29 protein-coding genes are annotated in these 25,005 nt (G+C 70.6%); 23 read left to right on the top strand and 6 right to left on the bottom strand.

Features of this window, described 5'->3' with window-relative positions:
* Positions 1–252 precede the first annotated feature (252 nt).
* From QWY80_RS18225 to rloA3, 9 genes are all read left to right on the top strand, one after another.
* Positions 253–2,583 carry a putative monovalent cation/H+ antiporter subunit A gene (locus tag QWY80_RS18225; protein ID WP_290234839.1) on the top strand — a complete coding sequence of 777 codons (2,331 nt, stop codon included), beginning with the start codon at positions 253–255 and terminating at the stop codon, positions 2,581–2,583.
* Positions 2,576–3,013, top strand: a complete 438-nt coding sequence (locus QWY80_RS18220) for a Na+/H+ antiporter subunit B (protein ID WP_290234836.1) — start codon at positions 2,576–2,578, stop codon at positions 3,011–3,013. The genes QWY80_RS18225 and QWY80_RS18220 overlap by 8 nt, the downstream gene beginning before the upstream one ends.
* Before the next feature lie 9 nt (positions 3,014–3,022).
* Positions 3,023–3,370 (top strand): Na+/H+ antiporter subunit C, encoded by a 348-nt coding sequence (locus tag QWY80_RS18215; protein ID WP_290234831.1) that lies wholly within the window; start codon positions 3,023–3,025, stop codon positions 3,368–3,370.
* A complete protein-coding gene (locus QWY80_RS18210; RefSeq protein WP_290234827.1) occupies positions 3,367–4,884 on the top strand; it encodes a Na+/H+ antiporter subunit D in 1,518 nt (505 codons plus the stop codon). The genes QWY80_RS18215 and QWY80_RS18210 overlap by 4 nt, the downstream gene beginning before the upstream one ends.
* The gene (locus QWY80_RS18205; RefSeq protein WP_290234824.1) at positions 4,881–5,354 is read left to right on the top strand and encodes a Na+/H+ antiporter subunit E; all 474 of its coding nucleotides are present in this window, start codon (positions 4,881–4,883) and stop codon (positions 5,352–5,354) included. The genes QWY80_RS18210 and QWY80_RS18205 overlap by 4 nt, the downstream gene beginning before the upstream one ends.
* A gap of 40 nt (positions 5,355–5,394) precedes the next feature.
* Positions 5,395–5,649 (top strand): monovalent cation/H+ antiporter complex subunit F, encoded by a 255-nt coding sequence (locus QWY80_RS18200; protein ID WP_435389394.1) that lies wholly within the window; start codon positions 5,395–5,397, stop codon positions 5,647–5,649.
* On the top strand, positions 5,642–6,049 hold the full coding sequence (gene mnhG / locus QWY80_RS18195) for a monovalent cation/H(+) antiporter subunit G (protein ID WP_290234820.1): 408 nt from the start codon (positions 5,642–5,644) through the stop codon (positions 6,047–6,049). Before QWY80_RS18200 ends, mnhG begins: the two co-directional genes overlap by 8 nt.
* A gap of 109 nt (positions 6,050–6,158) precedes the next feature.
* A complete protein-coding gene (locus QWY80_RS18190) occupies positions 6,159–7,451 on the top strand; it encodes a lytic murein transglycosylase (protein WP_290234817.1) in 1,293 nt (430 codons plus the stop codon).
* Positions 7,452–7,470: 19 nt separating this feature from the next.
* Positions 7,471–8,016: a retropepsin-like aspartic peptidase RloA3 gene (gene rloA3 / locus QWY80_RS18185; protein WP_290234814.1), complete on the top strand. Its 546-nt coding sequence runs from the start codon at positions 7,471–7,473 to the stop codon at positions 8,014–8,016.
* 27 nt (positions 8,017–8,043) lie between these two features.
* Here rloA3 and QWY80_RS18180 read toward each other — a convergent pair whose 3' ends face one another.
* Positions 8,044–8,757 carry a 16S rRNA (uracil(1498)-N(3))-methyltransferase gene (locus QWY80_RS18180; RefSeq protein ID WP_290234811.1) on the bottom strand — a complete coding sequence of 238 codons (714 nt, stop codon included), beginning with the start codon at positions 8,755–8,757 and terminating at the stop codon, positions 8,044–8,046.
* 100 nt (positions 8,758–8,857) lie between these two features.
* Here QWY80_RS18180 and phaR point away from each other — a divergent pair, with 100 nt between their 5' ends.
* The 5 genes from phaR to coq7 all read left to right on the top strand — a co-directional run bounded on the left by phaR (position 8,858) and on the right by coq7 (position 12,853).
* A complete protein-coding gene (phaR, locus tag QWY80_RS18175; RefSeq protein ID WP_290234808.1) occupies positions 8,858–9,313 on the top strand; it encodes a polyhydroxyalkanoate synthesis repressor PhaR in 456 nt (151 codons plus the stop codon).
* A 97-nt stretch (positions 9,314–9,410) separates the two neighbouring features.
* Complete coding sequence (purD, locus tag QWY80_RS18170) at positions 9,411–10,703, top strand: phosphoribosylamine--glycine ligase (protein ID WP_290234804.1); 1,293 nt, start codon at positions 9,411–9,413, stop codon at positions 10,701–10,703.
* A gap of 117 nt (positions 10,704–10,820) precedes the next feature.
* On the top strand, positions 10,821–11,693 hold the full coding sequence (locus QWY80_RS18165; protein WP_290234802.1) for a phosphoribulokinase: 873 nt from the start codon (positions 10,821–10,823) through the stop codon (positions 11,691–11,693).
* Positions 11,694–11,724: 31 nt separating this feature from the next.
* Positions 11,725–12,066: a histidine triad nucleotide-binding protein gene (locus tag QWY80_RS18160; RefSeq protein WP_290234800.1), complete on the top strand. Its 342-nt coding sequence runs from the start codon at positions 11,725–11,727 to the stop codon at positions 12,064–12,066.
* A gap of 142 nt (positions 12,067–12,208) precedes the next feature.
* The gene (coq7, locus tag QWY80_RS18155; protein ID WP_290234797.1) at positions 12,209–12,853 is read left to right on the top strand and encodes a 2-polyprenyl-3-methyl-6-methoxy-1,4-benzoquinone monooxygenase; all 645 of its coding nucleotides are present in this window, start codon (positions 12,209–12,211) and stop codon (positions 12,851–12,853) included.
* 10 nt (positions 12,854–12,863) lie between these two features.
* On the opposite strand, the gene QWY80_RS18150 is transcribed toward coq7, so the two are convergent.
* The 3 genes from QWY80_RS18150 to QWY80_RS18140 form a co-directional block, all read right to left on the bottom strand.
* Positions 12,864–13,283, bottom strand: coding sequence for an OsmC family protein (locus QWY80_RS18150; RefSeq protein WP_290234795.1), 420 nt, complete (start codon positions 13,281–13,283; stop codon positions 12,864–12,866).
* Between the two features lie 219 nt (positions 13,284–13,502).
* Positions 13,503–14,165 (bottom strand): N-acetylmuramate alpha-1-phosphate uridylyltransferase MurU, encoded by a 663-nt coding sequence (murU, locus tag QWY80_RS18145; RefSeq protein ID WP_290234792.1) that lies wholly within the window; start codon positions 14,163–14,165, stop codon positions 13,503–13,505.
* Positions 14,162–15,178, bottom strand: coding sequence for an aminoglycoside phosphotransferase family protein (locus tag QWY80_RS18140; RefSeq protein ID WP_290234789.1), 1,017 nt, complete (start codon positions 15,176–15,178; stop codon positions 14,162–14,164). The genes murU and QWY80_RS18140 overlap by 4 nt, the downstream gene beginning before the upstream one ends.
* Positions 15,179–15,325: 147 nt before the next feature.
* Here QWY80_RS18140 and QWY80_RS18135 point away from each other — a divergent pair, with 147 nt between their 5' ends.
* The 8 genes from QWY80_RS18135 to QWY80_RS18100 all read left to right on the top strand — a co-directional run bounded on the left by QWY80_RS18135 (position 15,326) and on the right by QWY80_RS18100 (position 23,229).
* Entirely contained in the window at positions 15,326–17,791 is a 2,466-nt protein-coding gene (locus tag QWY80_RS18135; RefSeq protein ID WP_290234785.1) for an LPS-assembly protein LptD, read from the top strand.
* 45 nt (positions 17,792–17,836) lie between these two features.
* Complete coding sequence (locus QWY80_RS18130) at positions 17,837–18,499, top strand: SurA N-terminal domain-containing protein (protein ID WP_290234783.1); 663 nt, start codon at positions 17,837–17,839, stop codon at positions 18,497–18,499.
* Positions 18,499–19,539 carry a 4-hydroxythreonine-4-phosphate dehydrogenase PdxA gene (gene pdxA, locus QWY80_RS18125; protein WP_290234780.1) on the top strand — a complete coding sequence of 347 codons (1,041 nt, stop codon included), beginning with the start codon at positions 18,499–18,501 and terminating at the stop codon, positions 19,537–19,539. Before QWY80_RS18130 ends, pdxA begins: the two co-directional genes overlap by 1 nt.
* A 135-nt stretch (positions 19,540–19,674) precedes the next feature.
* Positions 19,675–20,493: a 16S rRNA (adenine(1518)-N(6)/adenine(1519)-N(6))-dimethyltransferase RsmA gene (rsmA, locus tag QWY80_RS18120; protein WP_290234778.1), complete on the top strand. Its 819-nt coding sequence runs from the start codon at positions 19,675–19,677 to the stop codon at positions 20,491–20,493.
* Entirely contained in the window at positions 20,490–20,888 is a 399-nt protein-coding gene (apaG, locus tag QWY80_RS18115; protein WP_290234775.1) for a Co2+/Mg2+ efflux facilitator ApaG/CorD, read from the top strand. Before rsmA ends, apaG begins: the two co-directional genes overlap by 4 nt.
* Positions 20,889–20,919: 31 nt before the next feature.
* On the top strand, positions 20,920–21,741 hold the full coding sequence (locus tag QWY80_RS18110; RefSeq protein WP_290234772.1) for a symmetrical bis(5'-nucleosyl)-tetraphosphatase: 822 nt from the start codon (positions 20,920–20,922) through the stop codon (positions 21,739–21,741).
* A gap of 19 nt (positions 21,742–21,760) precedes the next feature.
* On the top strand, positions 21,761–22,084 hold the full coding sequence (glpE, locus tag QWY80_RS18105; RefSeq protein ID WP_290234769.1) for a thiosulfate sulfurtransferase GlpE: 324 nt from the start codon (positions 21,761–21,763) through the stop codon (positions 22,082–22,084).
* Positions 22,085–22,086: 2 nt separating this feature from the next.
* Positions 22,087–23,229, top strand: a complete 1,143-nt coding sequence (locus QWY80_RS18100) for a tRNA nucleotidyltransferase/poly(A) polymerase-related protein (RefSeq protein WP_290234766.1) — start codon at positions 22,087–22,089, stop codon at positions 23,227–23,229.
* Here the strand turns inward: QWY80_RS18100 and folK are convergent.
* Together folK and folB are read right to left on the bottom strand one after the other, a co-directional pair.
* Positions 23,226–23,744 carry a 2-amino-4-hydroxy-6-hydroxymethyldihydropteridine diphosphokinase gene (gene folK, locus QWY80_RS18095; RefSeq protein ID WP_290234762.1) on the bottom strand — a complete coding sequence of 173 codons (519 nt, stop codon included), beginning with the start codon at positions 23,742–23,744 and terminating at the stop codon, positions 23,226–23,228. The two genes, QWY80_RS18100 and folK, sit on opposite strands and share 4 nt — an antisense overlap.
* A complete protein-coding gene (gene folB / locus QWY80_RS18090) occupies positions 23,744–24,109 on the bottom strand; it encodes a dihydroneopterin aldolase (protein WP_290234759.1) in 366 nt (121 codons plus the stop codon). Before folB ends, folK begins: the two co-directional genes overlap by 1 nt.
* Before the next feature lie 171 nt (positions 24,110–24,280).
* Between folB and plsY the strand changes: the two genes are divergently transcribed.
* On the top strand, positions 24,281–24,868 hold the full coding sequence (gene plsY / locus QWY80_RS18085; protein WP_435389380.1) for a glycerol-3-phosphate 1-O-acyltransferase PlsY: 588 nt from the start codon (positions 24,281–24,283) through the stop codon (positions 24,866–24,868).
* Positions 24,869–25,005: the final 137 nt, after the last annotated feature.

The raw sequence follows: 25,005 nt of genomic DNA, 5'->3' as shown, positions 1-25,005 counted from the left end.
CATCCTGCGCGGTTGCATGGAGGGGGAGGGCCAGAGATGCCCGCCGGACAGGATGACGCAAGCGACGCGGGGTCGCCTCCCGTCCCTGGGGCGCCGTGCCCACCCACGGCGTCGTCCCCACACTGTACCGCAAAGCGACGCGGCTCGCTCTCCCCTTGCCTTTCAATATCTTGTGTCGCTAGAGTTGTGGCTTCGAGCCAGCGGTGGCCGCCGCGGGGATGCCAGGCCACCCGGACGACGGGAGGATGCCTGATGCAATTGGCCTTGCTCGGAGGCTTCGTGGTGGCGGCCCTGGCGCCGCTGCTGCATCGCTGGTTCGGGGCTCGCACCCCGCTGGTGATGGCGTTGCTGCCGGCGGCGATCGCCGCCTGGCTGCTCGCCCAGTGGCCGACCATCGCCGCCGGCGAGGTGTTGCTGCTGGAGTGGGCCTGGGTGCCCGGCCTCGACATCACCCTGACCTTCCTCATCGATGGCCTGGCCTGGCTGTTCGCGCTGCTGATCACCGTCATCGGCGCCCTGGTGTTCGCCTACACCGGCGACTATCTGCGCGGCCATCGAGACCTGCCGCGCTTCCTGATGATCCTCGCCGCCTTCATGATGTCGATGCTCGGCCTGGTGCTGGCCGACAACCTGGTGACGCTGTTCGTGTTCTGGGAGCTCACCAGCATCACCTCCTACCTGTTGATCGGCTTCCAGCACACCGACCCCGACGCCCGCAAGGCCGCCCTGCAGGGGCTCTTCGTCACCGTCGGCGGCGGCCTGGCGCTGCTCGCCGGCTTCGTCATGCTGGGCCTGGCCGGCGACAGCTGGTCGTTGCACGAGCTCAACGCCCGCGGCGACATCCTGCGCGACCACGCCCTCTACACGCCGCTGCTGATCTGCGTGCTGCTGGGCGCCTTCACCAAGTCGGCGCAGTTCCCCTTTCACTTCTGGCTGCCCAATGCCATGGCCGCGCCGACGCCGGTTTCTGCCTACCTGCACTCGGCGACCATGGTCAAGGCCGGGGTCTACCTGCTGGCCCGGTTGCACCCCGCCCTGGGGGGGACCGAGGCCTGGGTGGTCACGCTGTCGCTGGTGGGCGCGCTGACCATGGCCACCGGCGCCTTCCTGGCGATCCGGCACACCAACGTCAAGCTGCTGCTGGCCTACTCCACGGTGATGGCGCTGGGGACCCTGACCCTGCTGCTGGGGATCGGCAGCGAGACGGCGCTCATCGCCTATGTGGTCTTCCTGCTCGCCCACTCCCTCTACAAGGGGGCACTGTTCATGGTCGCCGGCATCCTCGATCACGCGACCGGCACCAAGGATGTCACCGCGATGGGCGGGTTGCGCCATACCATGCCGCGTACCGCCCTGGTCGCCGCGGTGGCTGCGCTGTCGCTGGCCGGCCTGCCGCCGCTGCTGGGCTTCGTGGGCAAGGAGCTGATGCTCGAGTCGGTGCTGGAGGCCGAGGCCTGGCGCGGGGGGATCCTGCTGCTGGCCTTCGTGGCCGCCTTCCTGACCCTGGCGGTGGCGGCCATCGTCGCCCTTCGCCCCTTCTTCGGGGTGCGCCACGAGACGCCCCGGGCGCCCCACGAGGCACCGGGCGCCATGCTCGCCGGGCCCGCCCTGCTGGCCACGTTGTCGCTGCTGTTCGGCCTGGTCCCGGGCGTTCTCGATGGCCTGGTGACGGCCACCGTGGCCGGCCTCGGTGCACCCGGTGCCGAGGTGCACCTGGCGCTGTGGCATGGCCTCAACCTGCCGCTGGTATTGTCGCTGGCGAGCCTGGCCCTCGGCCTGCTGGTGTTCCGCCACTGGGATCGCCTGCGCGCCGGGCTGGGGCGGCTGGAACCGCTCATGGCGCGTGGCCCCGAGGCGGGCTACGAGGCGCTGATGGCGGGCATGGTGGCCCTGGCCGAGTGGCAGACCCGCTTCCTGCAGAACGGCTACATGCGCAACTACCTGGTGATGACCCTGCTGGTGCTGCTGGGGCTGGTGGGCCATGCCCTGCTGGTGCGCCACTCGCCGAGCCTGGACTTCCACGTCGACGTCCACCTCCACGAGGCGATGGTGGTGGGGCTGATGGTGGCCGGGGCGATCGCGGCCTGCGTGATGCGCTCGCGGCTGGCGGCGGTGGCGGCGGTGGGCATCATGGGCTTCTCCATCGCCCTGACCTTCGTGCTGTTCAGTGCCCCGGACCTGGCCATCACCCAGCTGCTGGTGGAGACCCTGACGGTGATCCTGCTGGTGCTGGTGCTGTTCCGCCTGCCGCGCTTCGCCACCCTCTCCACCCCCGTCGAACGGCTGCGCGACCTGGTGGTGGCGGGCCTGGCGGGCGGCATGATCACCCTGCTGATGCTCGCGGTGCTGGGGGGCGAGCGGTTGCCGCGGATCTCCGACTACATGGTCGCCAACAGCCAGCCGCTGGGCCATGGCCATAACATCGTCAACGTCATCCTGGTCGATATCCGTGCCCTGGACACCCTGGGTGAGATCTATGTCCTGGCCCTGGCGGCCATCGGGGTCTATGCCATGCTGCGCTTCCATGCCGGCGAGTACGATGCCCAGCGGCCGTCGGCGCCGTCGAGGAGGGACGATGGTTAGATCGGGTACGCTGATCCTCAATGTGGCGGCGCGGCTGCTGCTGCCGCTGCAGCTGCTGTTCTCGCTGTTCCTGCTGCTGCGCGGGCACGACGAACCCGGTGGCGGCTTCATCGCCGGGCTGGTGGCGTCGGGGGCCTTCGCCCTCTACCTGTTCGCCTACGGGCGGCGCGCCCTGGACGCCATGCTCAAGGTCTCGCCCCGCGACCTGGTGGGCATGGGGATGCTGCTGGGAGTGGGTGCGACCCTGCCTGGCTGGTGGCAGGGCGAGCCCTTCTTCACCGCCCAGTGGTGGACGGTCCCGATCATCGACTTCAAGGCCTCGACGCCCTTGATCTTCGATGTCGGGGTCTATCTCGTGGTGCTGGGCTCGGTGCTCACCGCCATCACCGCCCTGGTCCAGACCGACCATGAAGACGACGCTGCAGGCTGAGGAGGCCCCATGGAACCCTTGATGGCCGTCGCCATCGGCATCCTGTTCGCCGCCGCCATCTACATGATGCTGCGCCGCTCCATCGTCAAGCTGGTGATCGGCCTGATGCTGCTCTCCAACGCCGCCAACCTGCTGATCTTCGCCACCGCCGGCCTGCGCCGCGGCGCGCCGCCGCTGGTGCCCGAGGGGCTCTCCGCGCCCGAGGCGGCCGTGGCCGACCCGCTGCCCCAGGCCCTGGTGCTCACCGCCATCGTCATCGCCTTCGGCGTGCTGTCGTTCGCCGTGGTGCTGATCCGGCGCGCCTGGGAGATCGTGCGCGCCGATGACCTGGACAAGATGAAGGATACCGACACGTGAATCCCGAGATCGCGCTGCCCGTGCTGATCCCGATGATGGCGGGGGCCGTCTCGCTGGTGTTCTGGCGCTCGCGGTTGATGCAGCGCCTGGTCGCCGTGGGCGGCACCGCCGGGTTGCTGGGCACCAGCGTCTGGCTGCTGGCCTCGGTGAGTCGCGACGGCATCCTGGTGATGCAGATGGGCGGCTGGGTGGCGCCCTTCGGCATCAGCCTGGTGGCCGACCTGCTGGGCGCCATCATGGTGGTGCTCACCGGCATCATCGGCTTCGCCGTGGCGATCTACTCCCTGGCCACCATCGGGCGCGGCCATGAGGCCTTCGGTTACTTCCCGCTGATGCACCTGCTGCTGGCCGGGGTGGCGGGTGCCTTCCTCACCGGCGACATCTTCAACCTCTATGTCTGGTTCGAGGTGATGCTGGTGGCCTCCTTCGCGCTGCTCACCCTGGGCAGCGAGAAGGCGCAGATGGAGGGGGCGATCAAGTACGTCACCCTCAACCTGCTCTCCTCGGTCATCTTCCTGATCGCCGTGGGCCTGCTCTACGGCATGGTGGGCACCCTGAACATGGCCGACATCGCCCGTCGCCTGGGCGGCCTGGAGGACCAGGGCATGGTCGATGTCCTGGCGATGATGTTCATGGTCGCCTTCGGCATCAAGGCGGCGGCCTTCCCGCTGTTCTTCTGGCTCCCGGCCTCCTACCACACGCCGCCGGTGGCGGTCTCGGCGCTGTTCGCGGGGCTGCTCACCAAGGTGGGGGTCTATGCGCTGTACCGGGTGTTCACCCTGATCTTCCACCACAGCCCGGGCTACACCCACGAGATCCTGCTGTGGGGGGCCGGGTTGACCATGCTCTCGGGGGTGCTGGGGGCGGCGGCCCAGTACGAGTTCCGGCGCATCCTGTCGTTCCACATCGTCAGCCAGATCGGCTACATGATCCTGGGACTGGCGCTGTTCACGCCCCTGGCGATCCTCGGCGGGGTCTTCTACATCGCTCACCACATCATCGTGAAGACGAACCTCTTCCTGGTCAGCGGCATCGTCTACCGGCTGGGCGGCAGCTACCGGCTGGAGAAGCTGGGGGGCTTCTACCGCAGCCACCCCTGGCTCGCCGTGCTGTTCCTGATCCCGGCGCTGTCGCTGGCCGGCATGCCGCCGCTGTCGGGCTTCTTCGCCAAGTTCATCGTGATCCGGGCGGGGGTCGAGGCCGAGGCCTATGGGGTCACCGCCATCGCCCTGGTGGTGGGCCTGCTGACGCTCTACTCGATGATCAAGATCTGGGCCGAGGTGTTCTGGAAGGCGACCCCGGCCGAGGGCGACGTCGACCCCTATCCGGAGGTGCGCCAGCGCGAGCTGTGGCTGATGGTGGCGCCGGTGGCGGGGCTGGCGCTGTGCACCCTGTACATTGGCCTCAACGCCGAACCCATCCACGCCCTGGCCGCGGCCTCGGCCGCCGAGCTGCTGGATCCGACCCGCTACATCGAGGCGGTGCTCGATGCGCCCGGGGAGGTGAGCCCATGATCGGCGCCGCCTGGAACCTGCTGCTGGGCTTCGCCTGGGTGGTGCTCACCGGCGACTTCAGCGGACTCAACCTGCTGGCCGGCCTGACCTTCGGCTACCTGGTGCTGGCGCTGATCCAGCCCCAGGTGCCGGCGCTGGCTGGCCATGCCCAGCGCCTGCCGCGGTTGGTGCGCTTCGTCGGCTTCTTCCTCAAGGAGCTCTTGCTGGCCAACCTCAAGGTGGCCTTCGACATCATCACCCCGCCCTGGTACATGAAACCCGGCGTGATCGCCATGCCGCTGAAGGCGCGCACCGAGGTCGAGATCGCCTTCGTGGCCAACCTGATATCGCTGACGCCGGGCACCCTGAGCCTGGACGTCTCCGACGACCGGCGGATGCTCTACATCCACGCCATGTTCCTGGACGATGAGGCGGAGCTGCGCCGCAACCTGGCGGAGCTGGAGCGTCGTGCCCTGGAACTCTTCCACTGATCCCTTCCACCACAGGAGGCAGCGAGTGTCGATCGTGATCATGCTAAGCCTGGTGCTGATGGCGCTGGCGCTGTGCCTGGCCTTCGTCAGGCTGTGCCTCGGGCCCAGCCTGCCCGACCGGGTGGTGGCGCTCGAGCTCTTCTCCTCGGTGATCGTCGGCATCATCGGGGTGGTGGCCATCGCCACGGATGTGCCGAGTCTGCTCGACGTGGCCATCGTCATGGCGCTGATGGCCTTCATGGCGACCATCGGCTTCGCGCGTTTCCTGGAGCGGGGAGGGCCGCGGGATGACTGAACTGCTCAAGGAAGCGCTGATCCTGGTGGGGGCCATCTTCATGTTCCTGGCCGCGCTCGGGGTGGTGCGCCTGCCCGACCTGCTGACGCGCATGCACGCCACCACCAAGGCCGCCACCCTGGGCGCCTCGCTGATCATGCTGGCGGTGGCCCTGCACTTCGCCGAGGTGGCGGTGGTGGCCCGGGCCCTGGGGGTGATCCTGTTCATCATGATGACCGCCCCGGTGGCGGCCCACGTGATCGGTCGGGCCGGCTACTTCGTCGGCTCGCGGCTGTGGGACGGCACGGTGAAGGACGAGCTCAAGCCCCACTACGACCCCCTGACCCACCGCCTGGAGAGCGGGCTCGAACCCGAGCGGGACGCGCGACGACGGGCCGGGCCCTCCGATGAGGCGCCCTGAGCCCGTGTGCGCCTTCCCGGATCGTCTACGGCGGGCATGCGGGGCTGGTGGCCGCGGCCGATCTGCGCGATGATCGCGGCTGTATCCTGCCAAGGAGAGCTCTCTGACCATGCAACGGACGACCCTGACCCTGTGTCTGGCGCTGGCCATGCTGGCCGGTTGCCAGAGTGGCCCGGCGCGGGAGGCGAGTGCCGCCGACGAGGCGCGCGTGGCGAGTGACGACGTCGCGATGGTGACGAACGATGAGGCGGCGGTACAGGAGGAGGGCGCCACGGCCGAGCCCGAGGAGGACTTCGACGCCTGGCTGGCGCGCTTCCGCCGCGAGGCGCGTGCCGCGGGCATCGCGGAGGCGACCCTGGCCCGAGCCCTGGACGGTGTGCGCTACCGGTCGCGGGTGATCGAGCTGGATCGCTCCCAGCCGGAGTTCGTGCGGCCCATCTGGCAGTATCTGGACAGCGCCGTCTCGGCGAACCGGGTCACCACCGGGCGCGAGCGGCTGGCCGAGCATCGCGATACCGCCCGGCGCATGGAGGCGCGTTACGGGGTGCCCGCCGAGGTGATCGTGGCCATCTGGGGCGTCGAGAGCAACTACGGCGGCAACTTCGGCGATTTCTCGACCCTCGAGGCCCTGGCCACCCTGGCCTATGATGGCCGCCGTCGCGACTTCGCTCGTAGCGAGTTGCTGGCGGCGCTGCGCATCATCGAGGCGGGCGACATCGCTCCCGAGCGCATGCTGGGCTCCTGGGCCGGCGCCATGGGCCACACCCAGTTCATCCCCTCGAGCTTCGAGGCCCATGCCGTGGACGGCGACGACGACGGGCGCCGCGATATCTGGGGTAGCATCCCCGACGTCATGGCCTCCACGGCCAACTACCTCGAGGATGCCGGCTGGCGCGCCGGCGAGCCCTGGGGCGTGGAGGTGACCCTGCCGGAGGACTTCAACCACGCCCAGGCGGAACTCGCCACGCGTCGCCCGAGCCGCGACTGGGCCGCCCAGGGCGTGCGCCCACGGGGTGGCGGCGAGCTGCCCGGCTTCGACGAGGCCGCGGTGATCGCCCCGGCCGGCGCCCGGGGACCGGCCTTTCTGGTGGGGCCCAACTTCCGCGCCATCCTGCGCTACAACAACGCCACCAGCTATGCGTTGGCGGTGGCCAGTCTCTCCGATGAGATCGCCGGCCGCGACGGCATCCTGGGCGGCTGGCCCCGCGACGAACAGCCGTTGGCACGCCGCCAGGTACGCGAGATGCAGCGGGAACTCAATGCCCGCGGCTTCGAGGTGGGGAACCCTGACGGCATCCTGGGGCCGAATACCCGGGACGGGCTGCGCGAGTACCAGGCGTCGATCGGCGAGGTGCCGGACGGCTTCGCCACCTTGCGCCTGCTGGAGCGCCTGAACCGCTGATCCTGGAGGGAAGCATCCGATGAAAGCCGTTGCGAGAGCCGTGACCCTGGCCGTCGGCCTGGCCATCGGGGGCGCCTCGACCGCCCTGGCCGACGACAAGGTGTTCGGCTGGGTGGAGAAGGCCACCGTGGAGCCTTGGGGCGTGGAGGTGAAGGCCAAGCTCGACAGTGGCGCCCTGACCTCGTCGCTGGACGCCCGGGACATCGAGCGCTTCGAGCGCGACGACGAAGGATGGGTGCGCTTCCGCCTCAAGCTGGAGGACGAGGCCAGCGGCGAGACCTTCAGCGATCTCCTGGAGCTACCGGTGTACCGCAATCTCCGGCTGCGCGGTGCCGGCGGTGTCGACCGTCGGCCGGTGGTGCTGATGGAGGTCTGCCTGGGCGATACCGTCTACGAGGAGCAGTTCAGCCTGCGTGACCGTGGCGACATGAACTATCCGCTGCTGCTGGGGCGCCGTACCATCGGCCACCTGGGCCTGCTCGACGTGCGCGACACCTTCCTCACCGAGCCGGACTGCGACGACGATTCGCCGCTGGTGGAGCACGACCCGGAAGAGGACGACTGAGGGCAGCGCCGAACGCGATCGTCGAACTCAGGCGAGCCGGGCGAGCAGGGCAGTCACCGCCGTCTCCACGCGCAGGATGCGCGGCCCCAGGTGGATCCCCTCGCAACCGGCGGCGAGCAGCTTTTCCACCTCCCAGGGAATGAAGCCCCCCTCGGGGCCCACCAGCAGCAGGCAGGGTTCCTCGAGGCCTCGCGGGCACTCGCCGGCCAGGCCCGGGTGGGCGAGCAGGCCGCGCCGGTCCTCCAGCAGCCCCGGCAGGCGGTCCTCCACGAAGGGACGGAAGCCCCTGGCCAGGGTCACCTCCGGCATGAGGGTGTCGCGGGCCTGCTCCAGGCCCAGCACCAGGTGGGCCCGGATCTTCTCCGGCGTCAGCTCCGGCGACATCCAGTAGCTCTTCTCCACGCGACGGGTGTGCAGCAGGGTGATCGCCTTCACCCCCAGGGCGGTAACGTGCTCCAGGGTGCGCGCCAGCATCCGCGGCCGCGGCAGCGCCAGCACCAGGTGCACCGGCAGCACCGGCGGCGGGGCCTGGTCGAGGTCGTCCAGGGCGAAGCGTGCTTCCCGGGCGTCCAGGGCGAGCAGCTCGCCGCGGCCGATGCCGCCGCCCTCGACGCCCAGGGTGAGCCGGTCGCCCGGCGCGGCGCGGTGTACCTCGCGCAGGTGGCGCAGGCGCCGCGGGTCGGTGATCCGGGCCAGGCGGGGGTGCTCGATATCCTCGGGGGAGAGCAGGATCAGGTTCATCGGGGCCTCGCGTTGGCGGCTATGCCTTGCATGGACGGTGTCGCGGTGCACAATGGGCATACGGGGGCAACCGCCCCCTCACCGAACGAGGAGCAGCGCCGTGCGCGTGATTCGCAAGTATGCCAACCGCAGGCTCTATGATACCGAACAGAGCCGTTATGTGACCCTCGAGGACCTGCGCCACCTGGTGCTGGAGGACGTCCCCTTCCGCGTCGAGGACGCCAAGAGCGGCGAGGACCTGACCCGCACCATCCTGCTGTCGATCATCATCGAGCAGGAACAGGCCGACGGCGACGCCGAGGTGTTCTCCAACGACCTGCTGGCCCAGTTCATCCGCGTCTACGACATGGCCCAGCCGCTGCCCCTGGCGCGCTACCTGGAGCAGGGCACCCGGCTGATGATGGAGCAGCAGCAGCGCATGCAGGACCAGTGGCAGCAGGCCATGCGCCACTCGCCCATGGAACTGATGCGCGAACTGGCCGAGGAGAACATGCGCTTCTGGCAGCAGACCATCGGCCAGCCCACCGGCGGCAAGGGTGACGACGAGAAGAAGTGACCGGCCAGGGCCGGGCGCAGGCGCCGCGACTTTCTGACATAATGCCGCCACGATTCGAAACGCCGAGCATTCGGCCAGCAGCATGAAGGTGGAAAGGATGAAGGTGCTGATCATCGGCGGCGGTGGCCGCGAACACGCCCTGGCCTGGAAGGTCGCCCAGTCCCCGCGGGTGGCGACCGTCTTCGTCGCCCCCGGCAATGCCGGCACGGCCCGCGAGCCGGGCCTCGCCAACGTCGCTATCGCGGTGTCCGACCTCGACGGCCTGGTGGCCTTCGCCCGCGACGAGGGCGTCGAGCTGACCATCGTCGGCCCCGAGGCGCCGCTGGTCGAGGGCGTGGTGGACCGCTTCCGCGAGGCCGGCCTGGCGATCTTCGGTCCCACCGCCGACGCCGCCCAGCTCGAGGGCTCGAAGTCCTTCACCAAGGACTTCCTGGCCCGCCACGCCATCCCCACTGCCGAGTATCGCACCTTCACCGCGATCGAGCCGGCGCTCGAGTACCTCACCGAGAAGGGCGCCCCCATCGTGATCAAGGCCGACGGCCTGGCCGCCGGCAAGGGCGTGATCGTGGCCATGACGCTGGCCGAGGCCGAGGCGGCGGTGCGCGACATGCTGGAGGCCAACGCCTTCGGTGACGCCGGCGCCCGGGTGGTGATCGAGGAGTTCCTCGAGGGCGAGGAAGCCAGCTTCATCGTCATGGTGGACGGCGCGAGCGTGCTGCCCATGGCCACCAGCCAGGACCACAAGCGGGTGGGCGAGGGCGACACCGGCCCCAACACCGGCGGCATGGGCGCCTACTCGCCGGCGCCGGTGGTCGACGAGGCGGTGCATGAGCGGATCATGGAGCGGGTGATCCTGCCCACGGTGCGCGGCATGGCCGAGGAAGGGCATCCCTACACGGGCTTCCTCTACGCCGGCCTGATGATCGACGCCGCAGGCAACCCCAGGGTGATCGAGTACAACTGCCGCTTCGGCGATCCCGAGACCCAGCCGATCATGCTGCGCCTGCAGTCCGACCTGGCCGAGCTGTGCCTGGCCGGCAGCCGCGGCGAGTTGGCGGGCAAGGCCTGCCACTGGGATCCGCGTGCCGCGGTGGGCGTGGTGCTGGCCGCCGGCGGTTACCCCGGCGGCTATCGCAAGGGCGACGCCATCGACGGCCTGGACGCCGCCGAGGCCACCGGCTGCAAGGTGTTCCACGCCGGGACCGCGGAGCGCGACGGCCGGGTGGTCACCGCCGGCGGGCGCGTGCTCTGCGTCACCGCGCTGGGCGAGGGCGTGGCCGCCGCCAGTGAGCTGGCCTATCGTGGCGTGGCCGAGATCGCCTGGCCCGACGTCCTGTTCCGCCGCGATATCGCCCATCGGGCCATCGCCCGGGAGCGCGACGAGGCCTGACCCGGCCCGCTCCCCGACAACAACAGCGACAAAGGAGGCGACCATGGAGCGCGTCAGGCTCGAGTTTCCCCAGGCCGACACTCTTCGGGCGGCCAGCGCCGGGGCAGGAGGCGCCTGATGTCCCGCGAGTATCCGGTCATCGCCGTGACCGGCTCCTCCGGGGCCGGCACCACCACCGTCAAGCGCACCTTCGAGCGCATGTTCGCCCGCGAGGACGTGCATGCCGCCTTCGTCGACGGCGACGCCTTCCATCGCTACACCCGCGAGGAGTTGTCGCGGATCTTCCGCGAGGAGCCCGAGCGCAAGGACGAGCTCTCGCACTTCGCCGTGGAGGCCAACCTGCTCGAGGAGCTCGAGGCGCTGTTCCAGGAGTACGGCGAGCATGGCGGCGGCACCTACCGCCACTATATCCACGCCGAGGACAAGCAGATGATCGAGGCCGGCTACCGGGTCGGCACCTTCACCGAGTGGCAGCCGCTGCCCTACGGCACCGACCTGCTGTTCTACGAGGGGCTGCACGGTGGCCTGGTCACCGCGGAGCACGACATCGCCCGCCACGTGGACCTGCTGGTGGGGGTGGCGCCCACCATGAACCTGGAGTGGATCCAGAAGATCGACCGGGACATCAAGCTGCGCGGCTACTCCCAGGAGGCGGTGATCGATACCATCCTGGGGCGCATGGACGACTATGTGCGCTACATCCAGCCGCAGTTCTCGCGTACCCACATCAATTTCCAGCGGGTGCCCACGGTGGATACCTCCAACCCCTTCGAGGTGCAGGACATCCCCTCCGATGCCGAGTCCTTCGTGGTGATCCGCTTCCGCGATCCGGCCACCGTGGACTTCCCCTACCTGCTGGCGATGATCCAGGATGCCTTCATGAGCCGGCCCCACACCCTGGTGGTGCCCGGCTCGCGGCTGTCGCTGGCCATGGAGTTGATCCTCGCGCCCCTGGTGCGTCACCTGCTGGCCCAGCGGCGCTTCCGCTGAGGCTTCGACCATCCACCGAAGGAGGCCTACCATGGACTGCCTGTTCTGCAAGATCGCCAAGGGCGAGATTCCCGCCGAGGTCGTCTACGAGGACGACGAGGCGCTGGCCTTCGAGGACATCAATCCCCAGGCCCCCACCCACCTGCTGATCATCCCCCGGCGGCACATCGCCACCCTCAACGACCTGGAGGAGGACGACCGGGCGCTGGTCGGCCACCTGTCGCTCGTCGCCGCCCGCCTGGCCGGCGAGCGCGGCTTCGCCGAGGACGGCTATCGGGTGGTGATGAACTGCAATGACCAGGCCGGTCAGACGGTCTATCATATTCATATGCACCTGATGGGCGGCCGACGCTTTACCTGGCCGGCTGGGTAGTCGGCACGCTGCGGGCAACCGCACGAGATCCGGTGTTCGGCGCATCGGGTGCATCTTCGGCGCCGCCCTTCGGACGGCGCCGGCGATTTCTGGCCCGGAGGTGGCTCGGCTACAATGCCGAGAGGACCGTGACGAGGCCGCCATGAACCGCAAGCTCTCCCGCACCGATCACCGGATCCACCGGTTCGATACGCTGCTGCGTATGCTGGTACCCCACGCCGCCCGGACCTCGCGTCCGTCGCCGGCCACGCCGGAGATCCGCGACGAGCCGCTGAGCGAGGCGGAACGCCGCCATGCGGCGGGGGTGATGCGCGTCAACCATACCGGCGAGGTGTGCGCCCAGGCGCTCTATCAGGGGCAGGGGTGCAGCGCGCAGCGGCCCGAGGTGCGCGACCAGCTGGAGCAGGCCGCCCGGGAGGAGCTCGACCACCTGGCCTGGTGCGCCGAGCGCCTCGCCGAACTCCATGACCGCCCCAGCCGACTCAACCCCTTGTTCTACGCGGCCTCCTTCGGCCTCGGCGCCGTGGCCGGCGCGGTGGGCGAGCGGGTCGGCCTGGGTTTGGTAGCCGCCACCGAGGAGCAGGCGGGCCGGCTCCTGGAGAAGCACCTGGTGAAGCTGCCGCCGGGCGACCACCGCTCCCGGGCGGTGCTGCGTCAGTTGGCCGTCGACGAGGCCCACCACGCCCAACTGGCCATCGAGGCCGGCGGGCTTCGCTTCCCCGCCCCGATCCAGGCCGGCATGGCGCTGATGGCGAAGGTGATGACCAGGAGCGTCTACAAGATCTAAGCGCCCAGCGCTACTCCTCGACGATGGTGAAGGAGTGAGTCACCTCGACGCCGCCCTGCGTCAGCATGATGGAGGCGCTGCAGTACTTGTCGGCCGAGAGCTCCACGGCGCGCTGCACCTGCTTCTCCTTCAGCCCCTTGCCGGTGACGGTGAAGTGCACGTGAATCCGGGTGAACACGCTGGGCACGGCGTCGGCGCGCTCGGCCTCGAGGCTGGCCACGCAGTCGCTCACCGGGGCGCGGGACTTCTCGAGGATCTCCAGCACGTCGAAGGAGGTGCAGGCGCCCATGCCCATCAGCAGCATCTCCATGGGGCGCGGGCCGGTGTTGCGGCCGCCGTGGTCGGGCGGGCCGTCGATCACCACGCTGTGGCCACTGCCGCTCTCGGCGACGAACTGACGACCATCGGTCCATTTCACGCTGGCTTTCATGATGCGGGATTCCTTCTTGGTTATCAGGCAGCAAGAGCGCTCGGGGCTGTTCCGTCGACAAGCCTCCGGGGAGGCGCTGTGAACCCCTCCCTGGGCGCTACCGACGCCATCCCTGGCGTAGGACCTCCCCTGCGGCTTGTCCCCGGCGCCCCTCGCTATGGAGCTGCAACTAAGTTTGTCAGGTGAAGGCGGGCAGCATAGCACTCCCGGGAGGCGGGCTCAGCCCCGCAGGCGGCGGTCCAGTTCGGCCAGGCGCTCGGGGGTGCCGACGTCGACCCAGGCGCCGCGATGGTGATGGCCGCCCACGCGCCCGGCGTCCATGGCGCGCCTGAGCAGTGGAGCCAGGGCGAAGGCGCCCGGGGCCTGGTCGGCCACCAGGGCCGGGTCGAGCAGGCTGAGGCCGGCGAAGGTCAGGCGCGGCTCGCCCTCGGCGTGCACCCGACCGGCGGCGTCGAGGTGGAAGTCGCCGTCCGGATGGTGATCGGGATTGTCCACCAGCACCAGCCGGGCCAGGTCGTCGCCCAGGGGGGGCAGCCCGGCCGGGTCGAGGTCGCACCAGACATCGCCGTTGACCAGCAGGAAGGGCGCGCTGCCGAGCAGTGGCAGCGCCTGGCGGATGCCGCCGCCGGTCTCCAGGGGGGAATCCTCGTGGCTCCAGGCGATCGACAGCCCATGGTCGCGGCCGTCGCCCAGCGCCGCGACGATCTGCTCGGCGCGGTAGCTGACGTTGATCACCACCTCGGTGATGCCCGCCTCGCGCAGGCGCTCCAGGTGGTGAACGATCAGCGGCTTGCCGGCCACCGGCAACAGCGGCTTGGGGCAATGGTCGGTGAGCGGGCGCATGCGCGTGCCGAGCCCCGCGGCCAGGATCATCGCCTTCATGTCGGGGCCCCCAGGCGTGTGGCCAGGGCCGGGCGGAAGGTCTCGGTCAGCCAGGCACGGAAGGCGTCGTGGCCTTCCAGTCCCGCCAGGCTGTCCTCCAGGTGGGCCAGGAAGTGCGGGAGGCGTGCCAGGTAGCCCTCGCGGTGGTCACGCAGGGTCAGGCGGCAGAAGATGCCCAGCACCTTGAGGGAGCGCTGGGCGGCCATGGCGTTGGCCTGGGCCAGGAAGGTGGCCTCGGCAATGCTCGAGGACAGGCGGCCGTCGGCCACCGCCCGGCGGCGGAAGGCTTCCACCCAGGCGGCGAAACGGGCGGCGTCGAAGCGGCAGTAGCGGCCGCGCAGCAGCGAGATCAGGTCGTAGCTGAGCGGGCCGGCCACGGCGTCCTGGAAGTCGATGAGTACCAGGGCGTCGTCGCGGACCATCAGGTTCATGGCGTCGAAGTCCCGGTGCACCGCGACCACCGGCTGGGCCAGGGCGGCATCGATCAGCGCCTGGCGCAGGGCCGGCCAGCCGGGGGGCGACGCCAGGCCCAGCCACTCGCCCAGGCACCAGTCGGGGAAGAGATCCAGCTCGCGTCCCAGCAGGTCGGCATCGTAGGCGGGCAGGCCGTCGGGGGCGGCGCGATTCTGCAGCGCGTGGATCAGCGCCTGGGCGCGCTCGTGCCAGGCCAGGGTCTCGGCTGCGTCACGGAAGCGCTCCTGCAGCGGGGTATCGCCCAGGTCCTCCAGTTCGATGAAGCCGGCCGCCAGGTCGGCCGCATGGAGGTGGGGCACCGGCAGGCCGGCGGCCTCCCAGCGCCGGGCGATGGCCACGAAGGGGCGGCTGTCCTCCCGGGCCGGCGGGGCGTCCATCAGGATGCGGGTCCCGCCATCGGGCAGGGCCAGGCGGTAGTAGCGGCGGAAGCTGGCGTCGCCGGCGGCCAGGCGCAGGTCGAGGGCCGAGGGCGGCAGGGCGTGGCGCTCGGCGGCCCAGCGCGTGAGCTGCGCGAGGCGCTTGGGGGCGGCGTCGGACATGGCGGTCTCGGGCTCCTTGGTCGGGGGCGGCCGGTTGACGGTCGTGGGCGGGCGCCGCATGCTGGGCGCTGCGCCGCCACCGCCGGCGGGACAGGCCGGCGGCGGCCTGTATAATACCGGTTCACCCCGCCAAGGACATCGACGAACATGGGCAAGCGACTCTCATGGACGGCCCTTGCAGGCCTGGCGGCCGCGGGTTTCGGCGGCGGTCCGCTGTTGGCGGCACCGCCCGAACCCCTGCCGGGCGAGCGGCTGGACTTTCGCCCCTGGGGCGACGAGAGGCCGGCGGACGCCCTGTGCCGCGGCGTCTACGTGATGCCCGACTATCGCCTGCCGGCGCCCGAGGAGGGCAAGGTCGCCAGCGAGTCGGAGGGCGCCAGCTACGGGGAGGACGGCGAGACCATCCTGCACGGCGAGGTGGTGCTGCGCCGTGATACCACCCAACTGGAGACGCCCCGCGTGCGGGTGCCCGGTGCGCGCGAGCGCGCCTTCGCCGAGGGTCCCCTGGCGCTGCGCGACCAGGGCCTGCTGGTGCGCGGCGCCGCCGGCGAGGTCTCGCTGGTCAACGATGAGGCGAGCGTCGACGAGGCCCACTACGTGGTCCATGATCATCACCTGCGCGGCGACGCCCAGCGCCTGGCGCGCCTGGAAGACGGTCGCTACCGGCTCTCCTCGGCGAGCTTCACCACCTGCGACCCGGGCGACGACCTGTGGCGCCTGGTCGGGGGCGACGTGGTGCTCGATCGCGAGAGGGGCTTCGGCATCGCCCGACACGCCCGCCTCGAGGTGGGCCGGGTGCCGGTCTTCTACTGGCCCTGGGTACGCTTCCCCATCGACGATCGCCGCCAGACCGGCTTCCTGTGGCCCGCCCTGGGCGTCTCCAGCGATTCGCTGGACTACGCCCAGCCCTTCTACTGGAACATCGCGCCCAACCACGACGCCACCATCACGCCGCGCTGGATCTCCGACCGAGGCCTGCTGCTGGGCGGCCAGTATCGCTACCTCTTCCCCAGCGATGCCGGCCAGATCGAGGGGGCCTACCTCGGCGGCGACGACGGGGGCGACAGCGACAACCCCAACGATGCCGACCGGCGGTTCGAGGGCGAGGACCGCTGGTACGTCGACTATCGCCATGCCGGTAGCTTCGATCCGCGCACCCGCTACCGGCTGCGCTACGGGGCGGCCAGCGACGGGCGCTATTTCGACGACTTCGGCAGTGACTTCGCCGAGCGCAGCGCCTCGGCCATGTCGCGCCTGGCGCAGATCGACTACCGTGGCGACACCTGGCGCCTGGACGCCCGCGCCCAGGGCTTCCAGAAGCTCGACGACCCGCTGCTGGAGAGGGACCGGCCCTTCTATCGCCTGCCCAGCCTCAGCGCCGACGCGCGGTGGGCCCAGGGCGGCTTCTACCAGCAGTGGCGCTCCAACTACACCTACTTCTGGCGCGATATCGATACCGACGACCAGGGGTTCTACGAGAGCGAGGGCCGGCGCCTGAGGGTACCGCTGCGCGAGGCGGCCACCGGCTCGCGGCTGCATCTCGCGCCGGCGCTGGGCTGGCGCCTGGACGAGAGCTGGGGCCACCTCGAGCCCCGCGTGGAGTGGCTGTCGACGGCCTATGACCTCGATTACGGCGATCGCCAGACCGAATTCGACACCGAGCTGACGCGTAACCTGCCGGTGGCCTCCATCGACGGCGGCCTGGTGTTCGAGCGCGCATTGGAGCTGGGCGGGCGCGGCTACCGCCAGACCCTGGAGCCGCGGGTCAACTACGCCTATGTGCCGGCCCGCGACCAGAGCGAGTTCCCGGACTTCGACACCCGTGAGCGCGCCTTCTCTTGGAACCAACTGTGGTCGCCGTACCGCTTCTCCGGCAGCGACCGGGTGGGCGACCTCAACCGCCTCTCCCTGGGCGTGGAATCCCGCCTGCTGGAGGACGAGGGCGGGCGTCAGCGACTCTCGCTGGGCCTGGGTCAGGCGCTCTACTTCGAGGATCGCACCATCGACCTGGCCGGCGACCCCGACGAGTTGCCGGACCCGGAGCGGCGCTTCGCGGACTGGTACCGGGCCACCCGTGACCGCTCCCCGCTGGTGGCGCGCGCCGACTGGCAGGTCACCGATCGCTGGCGTACCCGCTGGCAGTGGCTCTACGACGATCACCTGGAGCAGACCGAAAGCACTACGCTGGGCCTCCAGTACCTGTCGCCGGCCGGCCATGTGCTCAACCTGGGGTACCGCTGGCAGCTCGAGGGCTTCGATCCCTCCCTCGAGGACGAGGATGTGGTCAACTATGACCGCGAGGAATATGACCTGTCCTTCGCCTGGCAGGCGGGGCGGCGCTTCGACCTGATCGGTCGCCTGCTCTATGACAACACCAACGACCGTGCCCTGGAGCAACTGGCGGGCGTGCAGTGGAACGACTGTTGCTACGGTGTGCAGCTGGTGTGGCGCGAGTGGATCGACGACAACGACACCGCGAACCGCCTGGATGATGACTTCACCGACCGCGGGATCTTCCTGCGTTTCGTGTTCAAGGGCCTGGGCGGTGTGGGCCGCGAGGCCGACAGCTACTTCGAGGAGGCCATTCCCGGCTATCGCGGCACCGCCTTCTGAGCCGGGAGGGTCCACGAGAGAGGAACGATGAGAGGAAAGCAGACAATGCGCAGTCGACCCGTCGCCGGCCTGGGGGCCGGCCTGGTGATGGCCCTGGGCCTGGCCGCCCTGCCGGCCGGCGCCCTGGCCCAGGACCCGGAGTTCCAGTCCGTGCAGCGCCAGACGCTGGACCGCATCGTGGCGGTGGTCAACGACGGGGCGATCATGCACAGCCAACTGGAGGAGCGGCTGGACCAGGCCCGCAGCCAGCTCGGCGCCCAGCAGCAGGATCTGCCCCCGGAGGACGTGCTGTGCGAGCAGGTACTGGAGCAGATGATCCTGGAGGAGATCCAGCTGCAGATGGCCGAGGAGGCGGGGCTCAGCGTCGACGATACCGAACTCAACCGTCAGGTGCGCGGCATCGCCGAACGCAACGGCATGAGCCTGGAGCAGTTCGCCGATGCCTTGGAGGCCGATGGCCTGACGCTGTCGGCGGTACGCGAGGAGATCCGCCGCGAACTGGTGATTCGCCAGTTGCAGCAGCGCCAGGTGGGGAGCCGGGTCAACCTCTCCGAGCGGGAGGTGGAACGCTTCATGGAGCAGGAAGGCGTCGGTCGCGAACAGGCCCAGCAGGCGCTCTTCCAGCGCAAGGCCAACGAGGAGTTGGACGCCTGGCTGCAGGAGATCCGCTCCCAGGCCTTCATCGACAACCGGCTCGGCGCGCGCTGATGGCGGGGCAGGGCGGGCCCGTCCTGGCCCTGACCACCGGCGAGCCGGCGGGCATCGGCCCGGAACTGGCCCTGATGCTGGCCGCCGAGGGCGTCCTCGAGGCACGAGTGGTGGCGGTGGGAGATCCCCGGCTGCTGGCCGAGCGGGCCGCGCTGCTGGGCCTGGCCGTGACCCTCGAGGAACTCGCCCACGACGAGGCGGTGCCGGCCGGTCGCCCCGGCCGGCTGCCGGTATGGCCGGTGGCGCTGCGCGCGCCCTGCCGACCGGGCGAGCTCGAAGTGGCCAACGCCGACTACGTGCTCGAGACCCTGGACCTGGCGATCCGCGCCTGCCGCGAGGGCCGCGCCGCCGGCATGGTCACCGCCCCCCTGCACAAGGGGGCGATCCTTGAGGCCGGCCATGCCGGCTTCACCGGCCACACCGAGTACCTGCGAGACGCCTGCGGCGTCGACGAGGTGGTGATGCTGCTCGCCACCGACAGCGCCCTGCACGCCGACCGGTCCGGCTGGCGGGGCGGATCCGCCCTGCGGGTGGCCCTGGCCACCACTCACCTGCCGCTGCGTGCGGTGGCGGATGCCATCACCGGCGAGCGTCTGGCACGGGTGCTGCGTATCCTCGACGCCGACCTGAAGCGCCGGTTCGGTGTGGGCGCCCCGCGCATCGCGGTCTGCGGCCTCAACCCCCATGCCGGCGAGGGGGGGCACCTGGGCCGCGAGGAGCTCGAGGTCATCATCCCCGCCCTGGAGGCGCTGCGCGCCGAGGGCCTGGCGCTCGACGGCCCGCTGCCCGCCGATACCCTGTTCACCCCGCACCATCTCGAGGGGGTGGACGCCGTGCTGGCCATGTATCATGACCAGGGCCTGCCGGTGCTCAAGTACGCCGGCTTCGGCCGCGCCGCCAACGTCACCCTGGGCCTGCCGCTGGTGCGCACCTCGGTGGACCACGGCACGGCGCTGGACCTGGCCGGCCGCGGTCGCGCCGACCCCGGCAGCCTGCGGGTCGCGGTGGCCCTGGCCGCCGAGATGGCGCAGCGTGCTTAGAGGGGCGCCGGGGATAGACCGAAGCGGAGGTCCTATTCCAGGGATGGGTTTACAGCGCCTCCGCGCAGGTCTGTCGCCGGATCAGCCCCATTCAAGATGCAGAAGAAGATCACAGCGACATAAGGACACCCCTGAATGGCATCCCGCCCCCCGGTCCACCGGGCCCGCAAGCGCTTCGGCCAGAACTTCCTGCGCGATCCGGGTATCATCTCGCGCATCGTGCGCGCCATCGGCCCGCGCCCCGGCGAGCGCCTGGTGGAGATCGGCCCCGGCCAGGGCGCGCTGACCGAGCCGCTGCTGGAGGCGGCCGGCGGCCGCCTCGAGGTGATCGAGCTCGACCGCGACCTGATCCCCGGCCTGCGGGTGCAGTTCTTCAACCATCCCGACTTCGTGATCCACGAGGGCGACGCCCTCAAGGTGGACTTCCGTGTCTTGCGCGGGGCGGGCGAGCCGCTGCGGGTGGTGGGCAACCTGCCCTACAACATCTCCACACCGCTGATCGCCCACCTGCTGGAGGCAGGCGATGCCATCGCCGACATGCACTTCATGCTGCAGAGGGAAGTGGTGGAACGCCTGGCCGCCGAGCCGGGCGGGGCCGACTGGGGGCGCCTCTCGGTGATGGCCCAGTACCGCTGCCGGGTGGAGTCGCTGTTCGTGGTGCCGCCGGAGGCCTTCGTGCCGCGCCCCAAGGTGGATTCCGCCATCGTGCGCCTGACCCCCTACGCCGCACCGCCGCATCCGGCCCGTGACGCGGCGCTGTTGTCGCGCCTGGTGCGCGAGGCCTTCGGCCAGCGCCGCAAGACCCTGCGTAACAACCTCAAGGGACGCATCGGCGGCGAGGCCCTGGAGGCGCTGGGCATCGACCCTGGCCGCCGGCCCCAGACGCTCTGCGTGGAGGAGTTCGTGCGCATCGCCAACCACCTGTCCGATGTCGGTGAGGAGGTGCGTCCATGAGTCAGTCGTCCCCGCAGGGTCCGGCCCTGGAGGTACGAGTCGAGGTGGAGCCGAGCTTCCGTGAGGAGGAATCCGCGCCTGCCGAGCAGCGCTACGTGTTCAGCTACACGGTGACGGTGCACAACGCCTCCCGCCACAGCATCCAGTTGATGGCCCGCCACTGGAAGATCACCCAGGGCAGTGGCAAGGTGCAGGAGGTGCGCGGCAAGGGCGTGGTGGGCCAGCAGCCGGTGATCGGCCCCGGTCAGCGCTTTCGCTACACCAGCCGGGCGATCCTCGACGGCCCGGTGGGGGTGATGGAGGGCGACTACACCTGCATCGATACCGCCACCCAGCGTCCCTTCGAGGTGCCCATCGCCCCCTTCCGCCTGGCCGGCCCCAACCAGGTGCACTGAGACCGATGATCGCAACCCACAGGGAGACCGGATGACCACCTACGCCATCGGCGACCTCCAGGGCTGCCACGCCGAGTTCATCGACCTGCTCGAGGTCCTCGACTTCGATCCGCGCCGCGACCGGCTGTGGCTGGCCGGCGACCTGGTCAATCGCGGCCCGGGGTCGCTGGCCTGCCTGCGCGAGGCGATGGCGCTGGGCGATGCCGCCGTCAGCGTGCTCGGCAACCACGACCTGCACCTGCTGGCGGTGGCCCGCGGCGGGGCCGAGCCCAGGCGCAAGGATACCCTGGCGGCGATCCTCGAGGCGCCCGATCGCGAGCGGCTGCTCGACTGGCTGCAGTCGCGGCCGCTGCTGGTACGCGAGGCCATCGGCGAGGAGACCCTGATGACCCATGCCGGGCTGCTGCCCCACTGGTCGCTGGACCAGGCCCAGGGGCTGGCCGCCGAGCTGGAGGCCTGCCTGAGCGGCGAGCACGCCGGCGTCTTCCTCCGGCGCATGTACGGCAACAGCCCGACCTGCTGGCGGGATGACCTGGAAGGCATCGACCGCCTGCGGGTGATCGTCAACGTCTTCACCCGCATGCGCTTCATCGACGCCGCGGGTTGCCTGGACTTCGACGCCAAGGAGGGGCTGGACAGTGCCCCGCCCGGCTTCGCGCCCTGGTTCCGCTACCCCCGCGCCGACGACGCCCGGCTGGTCTTCGGCCACTGGGCGGCGCTGGGCGGCGAGACGCCCGGCAGCCGCGTCAACGTCCAGGCCCTGGATACCGGCTGCGTCTGGGGCGGCCGCCTCACCGCCCTGAACCTCGACAGCGGCGAGCGCATCAGCGTGCCCAGCCGCCAGCGCCCCTGACCGACGACGAGAGAGCCCCATGACGACCTTCCAGCACCTGGACATCCCGACCCTGCAGGCCTGGCTCGACGAGCGGCGCGAGCTGGCGCTGGTCGATATCCGCGACCCCATGAGCTACGCCCAGGGCCACATCCCCGGCAGCCGGCGCCTGGACAACGACAGCGTCGGCCCCTTCATCGACGCGACGCCCCGCGAGCGGCCGGTGGTAGTGGTCTGCTACCACGGCCACTCCAGCCAGCAGGCCGCCGCCTGGCTGGCGGGCCAGGGGTTCGACGCGGTCTACAGCCTCGACGGCGGCTTCACCGAGTGGCAACTGCGCCATCCGCACCGGGTGGAGGCCTGAGCGTGTCCGCGCCCGAGGACCCCACCGTCGCGGGCCTGGCGGTCTACCGGGTGGGCGGCGCGGTGCGCGACGCCCGGCTCGGCTGGCCGGTCTACGACCGCGACTGGGTGGTGGTCGGCAGCACGCCCGAGGAGATGCGCCGCCGCGGCTTCCGGCCGGTGGGTCGCGACTTCCCGGTGTTCCTGCACCCCGAGACCCACGAGGAGTACGCCCTGGCACGCACCGAGCGCAAGGCCGGGCACGGCTACACCGGCTTCGTGGTCCACGCCAGCCCCGAAGTGACCCTGGAGGAGGACCTGGCGCGTCGCGACCTGACCATCAACGCCATGGCCGAGACCCCGGAGGGCGAGCTGGTCGACCCGCATGGCGGCCTGGCCGACCTCGAGTCGCGGCTGCTGCGCCATGTCTCGCCGGCCTTCGTTGAGGACCCGCTGCGGGTGTTGCGTACCGCGCGCTTCCTGGCCCGCTACGCGGGGCTCGGCTTCACCATCGCCGAGGAGACCCGGGCACTGATGGCCGAGCTGGTCGACAGCGGCGAGCTCGCCCACCTGGTGGCCGAACGAGTCTGGGCGGAGACCGAGAAGGCCCTGGGCGAGCCCTGGCCGGAAGTCTACTTCCAGACCCTGGATGCCTGCGGCGCCCTGGCGGTGCTGATGCCGGAGCTCAGCGCCGATCCCGAGGGCCTGGACGAGGCGCTGGGGCACTTGCACTGCCTGCCCGAGGAGGTCGAGGATGAGGCGACGGCCCGCTGGCGCTGGGCGCGGCTGGTGGAGCACCTGGACGAGGCGGCGCGGGCGGCCCTGGCCGAGCGGCTGCGCCAGCCCAGGGCCTACCCCGACCTGGCCCGCCAGGTAGCGGCCACCCGCGGACTGTGCCGGGATGCCGAGGTGGAGACGCCGGACGGCGCGCGGATCCTGGCCTGGCTGGATGCCGTCGACGCCTGGCGGCGCAGCGAGCGGGTCGCGCCGCTGCTCAGCCTGGTGAGCCTGGATGCCCCGGCGCTGGCCGGGGACCTGGCCCTGGCCTGGCGGCTGGCCGGCCAGGTATTGCCGGCACAGCTGGTGGAGGAGGGCTTCCAGGGGCGTGCGCTGGGCGCGGAGCTGGCACGCCGGCGGCGCGAGGCGATCGACGCCGCCCTGGGCTAGTCGGGGCGGGAGATCCGCCGCCCGGCCCAGTGGAAGTCCACCGCCCAGAGGCGTTGGCCGCCCGGATCGAAGGCGCTCCATAGGGCCGCATAGGTCTCGCCGGTGAGCGGATGGCGCGCCTCGGGCAGCAGCTCGGCCAGGGGCTTGAGCACGAAGGCGTGGTGGCGGATCTCGTCGCGGGGCAGGGCGACGCCGTCATGCTCGCCGGTCAGCCCGCCCACGGTGAGCAGGTCGATGTCCAGGGTGCGCGGGCTGAACTTGGGACTGTCCTTGCGCCGACCGTTGGCCAGCTCCAGGCGCTTGCACCAGGCCTGCAGCTCCCCCACGCCCCAGTCGCTGTCGAAGACCGCCACCAGGTTGTAGAAGTTGCGGCCGTCCTCGAAGCCCACCGGCTCGCTCTCGAACACCCGCGAGACGGCCGGCGCGCCGAAGGTCTCGGCCAGGGCGTCCAGGCAGGCACGGACATGGCGCTCCCGCTCGATGTTGCTGCCGATGCTCACCGTGACCCTCACCATCAGGCCTCCTCCGGGCGCGTGCCGCGTTCGATGCGCACCCCCACCGCGCCCGCGGTGGGCACGGCACCGGGCTTGCGCACGCTGAGTCGCAGCCAGGGAATCGAGAACTCCTCACGCAGCATGGCGGCCAGTCGTTCGGCGAAGGTCTCCACCAGGGCGAAGTCATGGTCGGCGGCGAAGGCCTTGACGCGCTTGCTGATGGCGGCGTAGTCCAGGGTCTGGGCGATGTCGTCGTCGGCCGCCGCCGGGCGGATGTCGGTAGCCAGCTCCAGGTCGAGCACCAGGCGCTGGGTGATGGTGCGTTCCCAGTCGTAGACCCCGATGACGGTGTCGACGCCGAGGGACTCGATCAGCACTAGGTCCATGGCGAGGCTTCCGGGCGTGTGCATGGGCGGGTGGGGGCCCGGGGATCTCTCGGACCGGGCTGGCGTGGCGGCGATTGTACGCGAGCCTCGAGCCGGCGAACACCTCGGCGGCTGGGCACCCCGGGGCGGGGCTGTCAGAATGGGCGAATTCCCGTCACAGGAGGGCCGGCCGTGGAGGCGCCACTCAATCCGTTGCTGCCGCTGGTGGCGCTGGGCTATCTCAGCGGCAGCTGGTTGGGGGCGCTGAGCGTGTGCCGGCTGGCCGGCGTGGGTGACCCGCGCCGCGCCGGCTCCTGCAATCCCGGCTTCTCCAACGTGCTGCGCCTGTACGGCGTTCGGCTGGCCCTGGCGACCCTGCTGGTGGATGCCGCCAAGGGCGTGCCGGTGCTGGTATTGGCGATCCTGCTGGGGTTGCCGCCCTGGGCCCAGGGCCTGGTGGGCCTCGGGGTGCTGCTGGGCCACAGCTACCCGGTGTGGCACCGCTTCCGCGGCGGCAAGGCGGTGGCCAGTGCCTTTGGCGTGATGCTGGTGCTGATCCCGGGGGTGGCGCTGGTGTGTGCGGCGCTCTGGGCGCTGCTCGCCTGGCGGGTGCGCACCGCCGCCGTGGCCTCCCTGGCCAGCGCCGCCATGGCGCCGCTGGCCAGCCTGTGGCTGGCGCCGGACTACGTGGTGGTGGTGATCGCCTTCACCCTGCTGGTGCTGGGGCGACACGCGCTCAATATCCGCCGCCTGGGTAGCGGCGACGAGCCGCCCCTGTAAGCTTGAAGAGCGCCGCTTCGCGGCTGGAAGAGGGAAGAACGGCGCTACGCGCCTCGAAGAGGCAAGAAGAACGCCTATCCTGTCTTCCCTCTTCCCTCTTCTAGCTTACGGCTCGCGTAGCGTATCCATCGGCCAGC

The organism is Halomonas ramblicola (assembly GCF_030409215.1).
Classification (GTDB): Bacteria; Pseudomonadota; Gammaproteobacteria; order Pseudomonadales; family Halomonadaceae; genus Halomonas; species Halomonas ramblicola.
The sequence above is the reverse complement of the archived record's forward strand: the minus strand, read 5'-3'. Positions and strand labels throughout refer to the sequence as shown.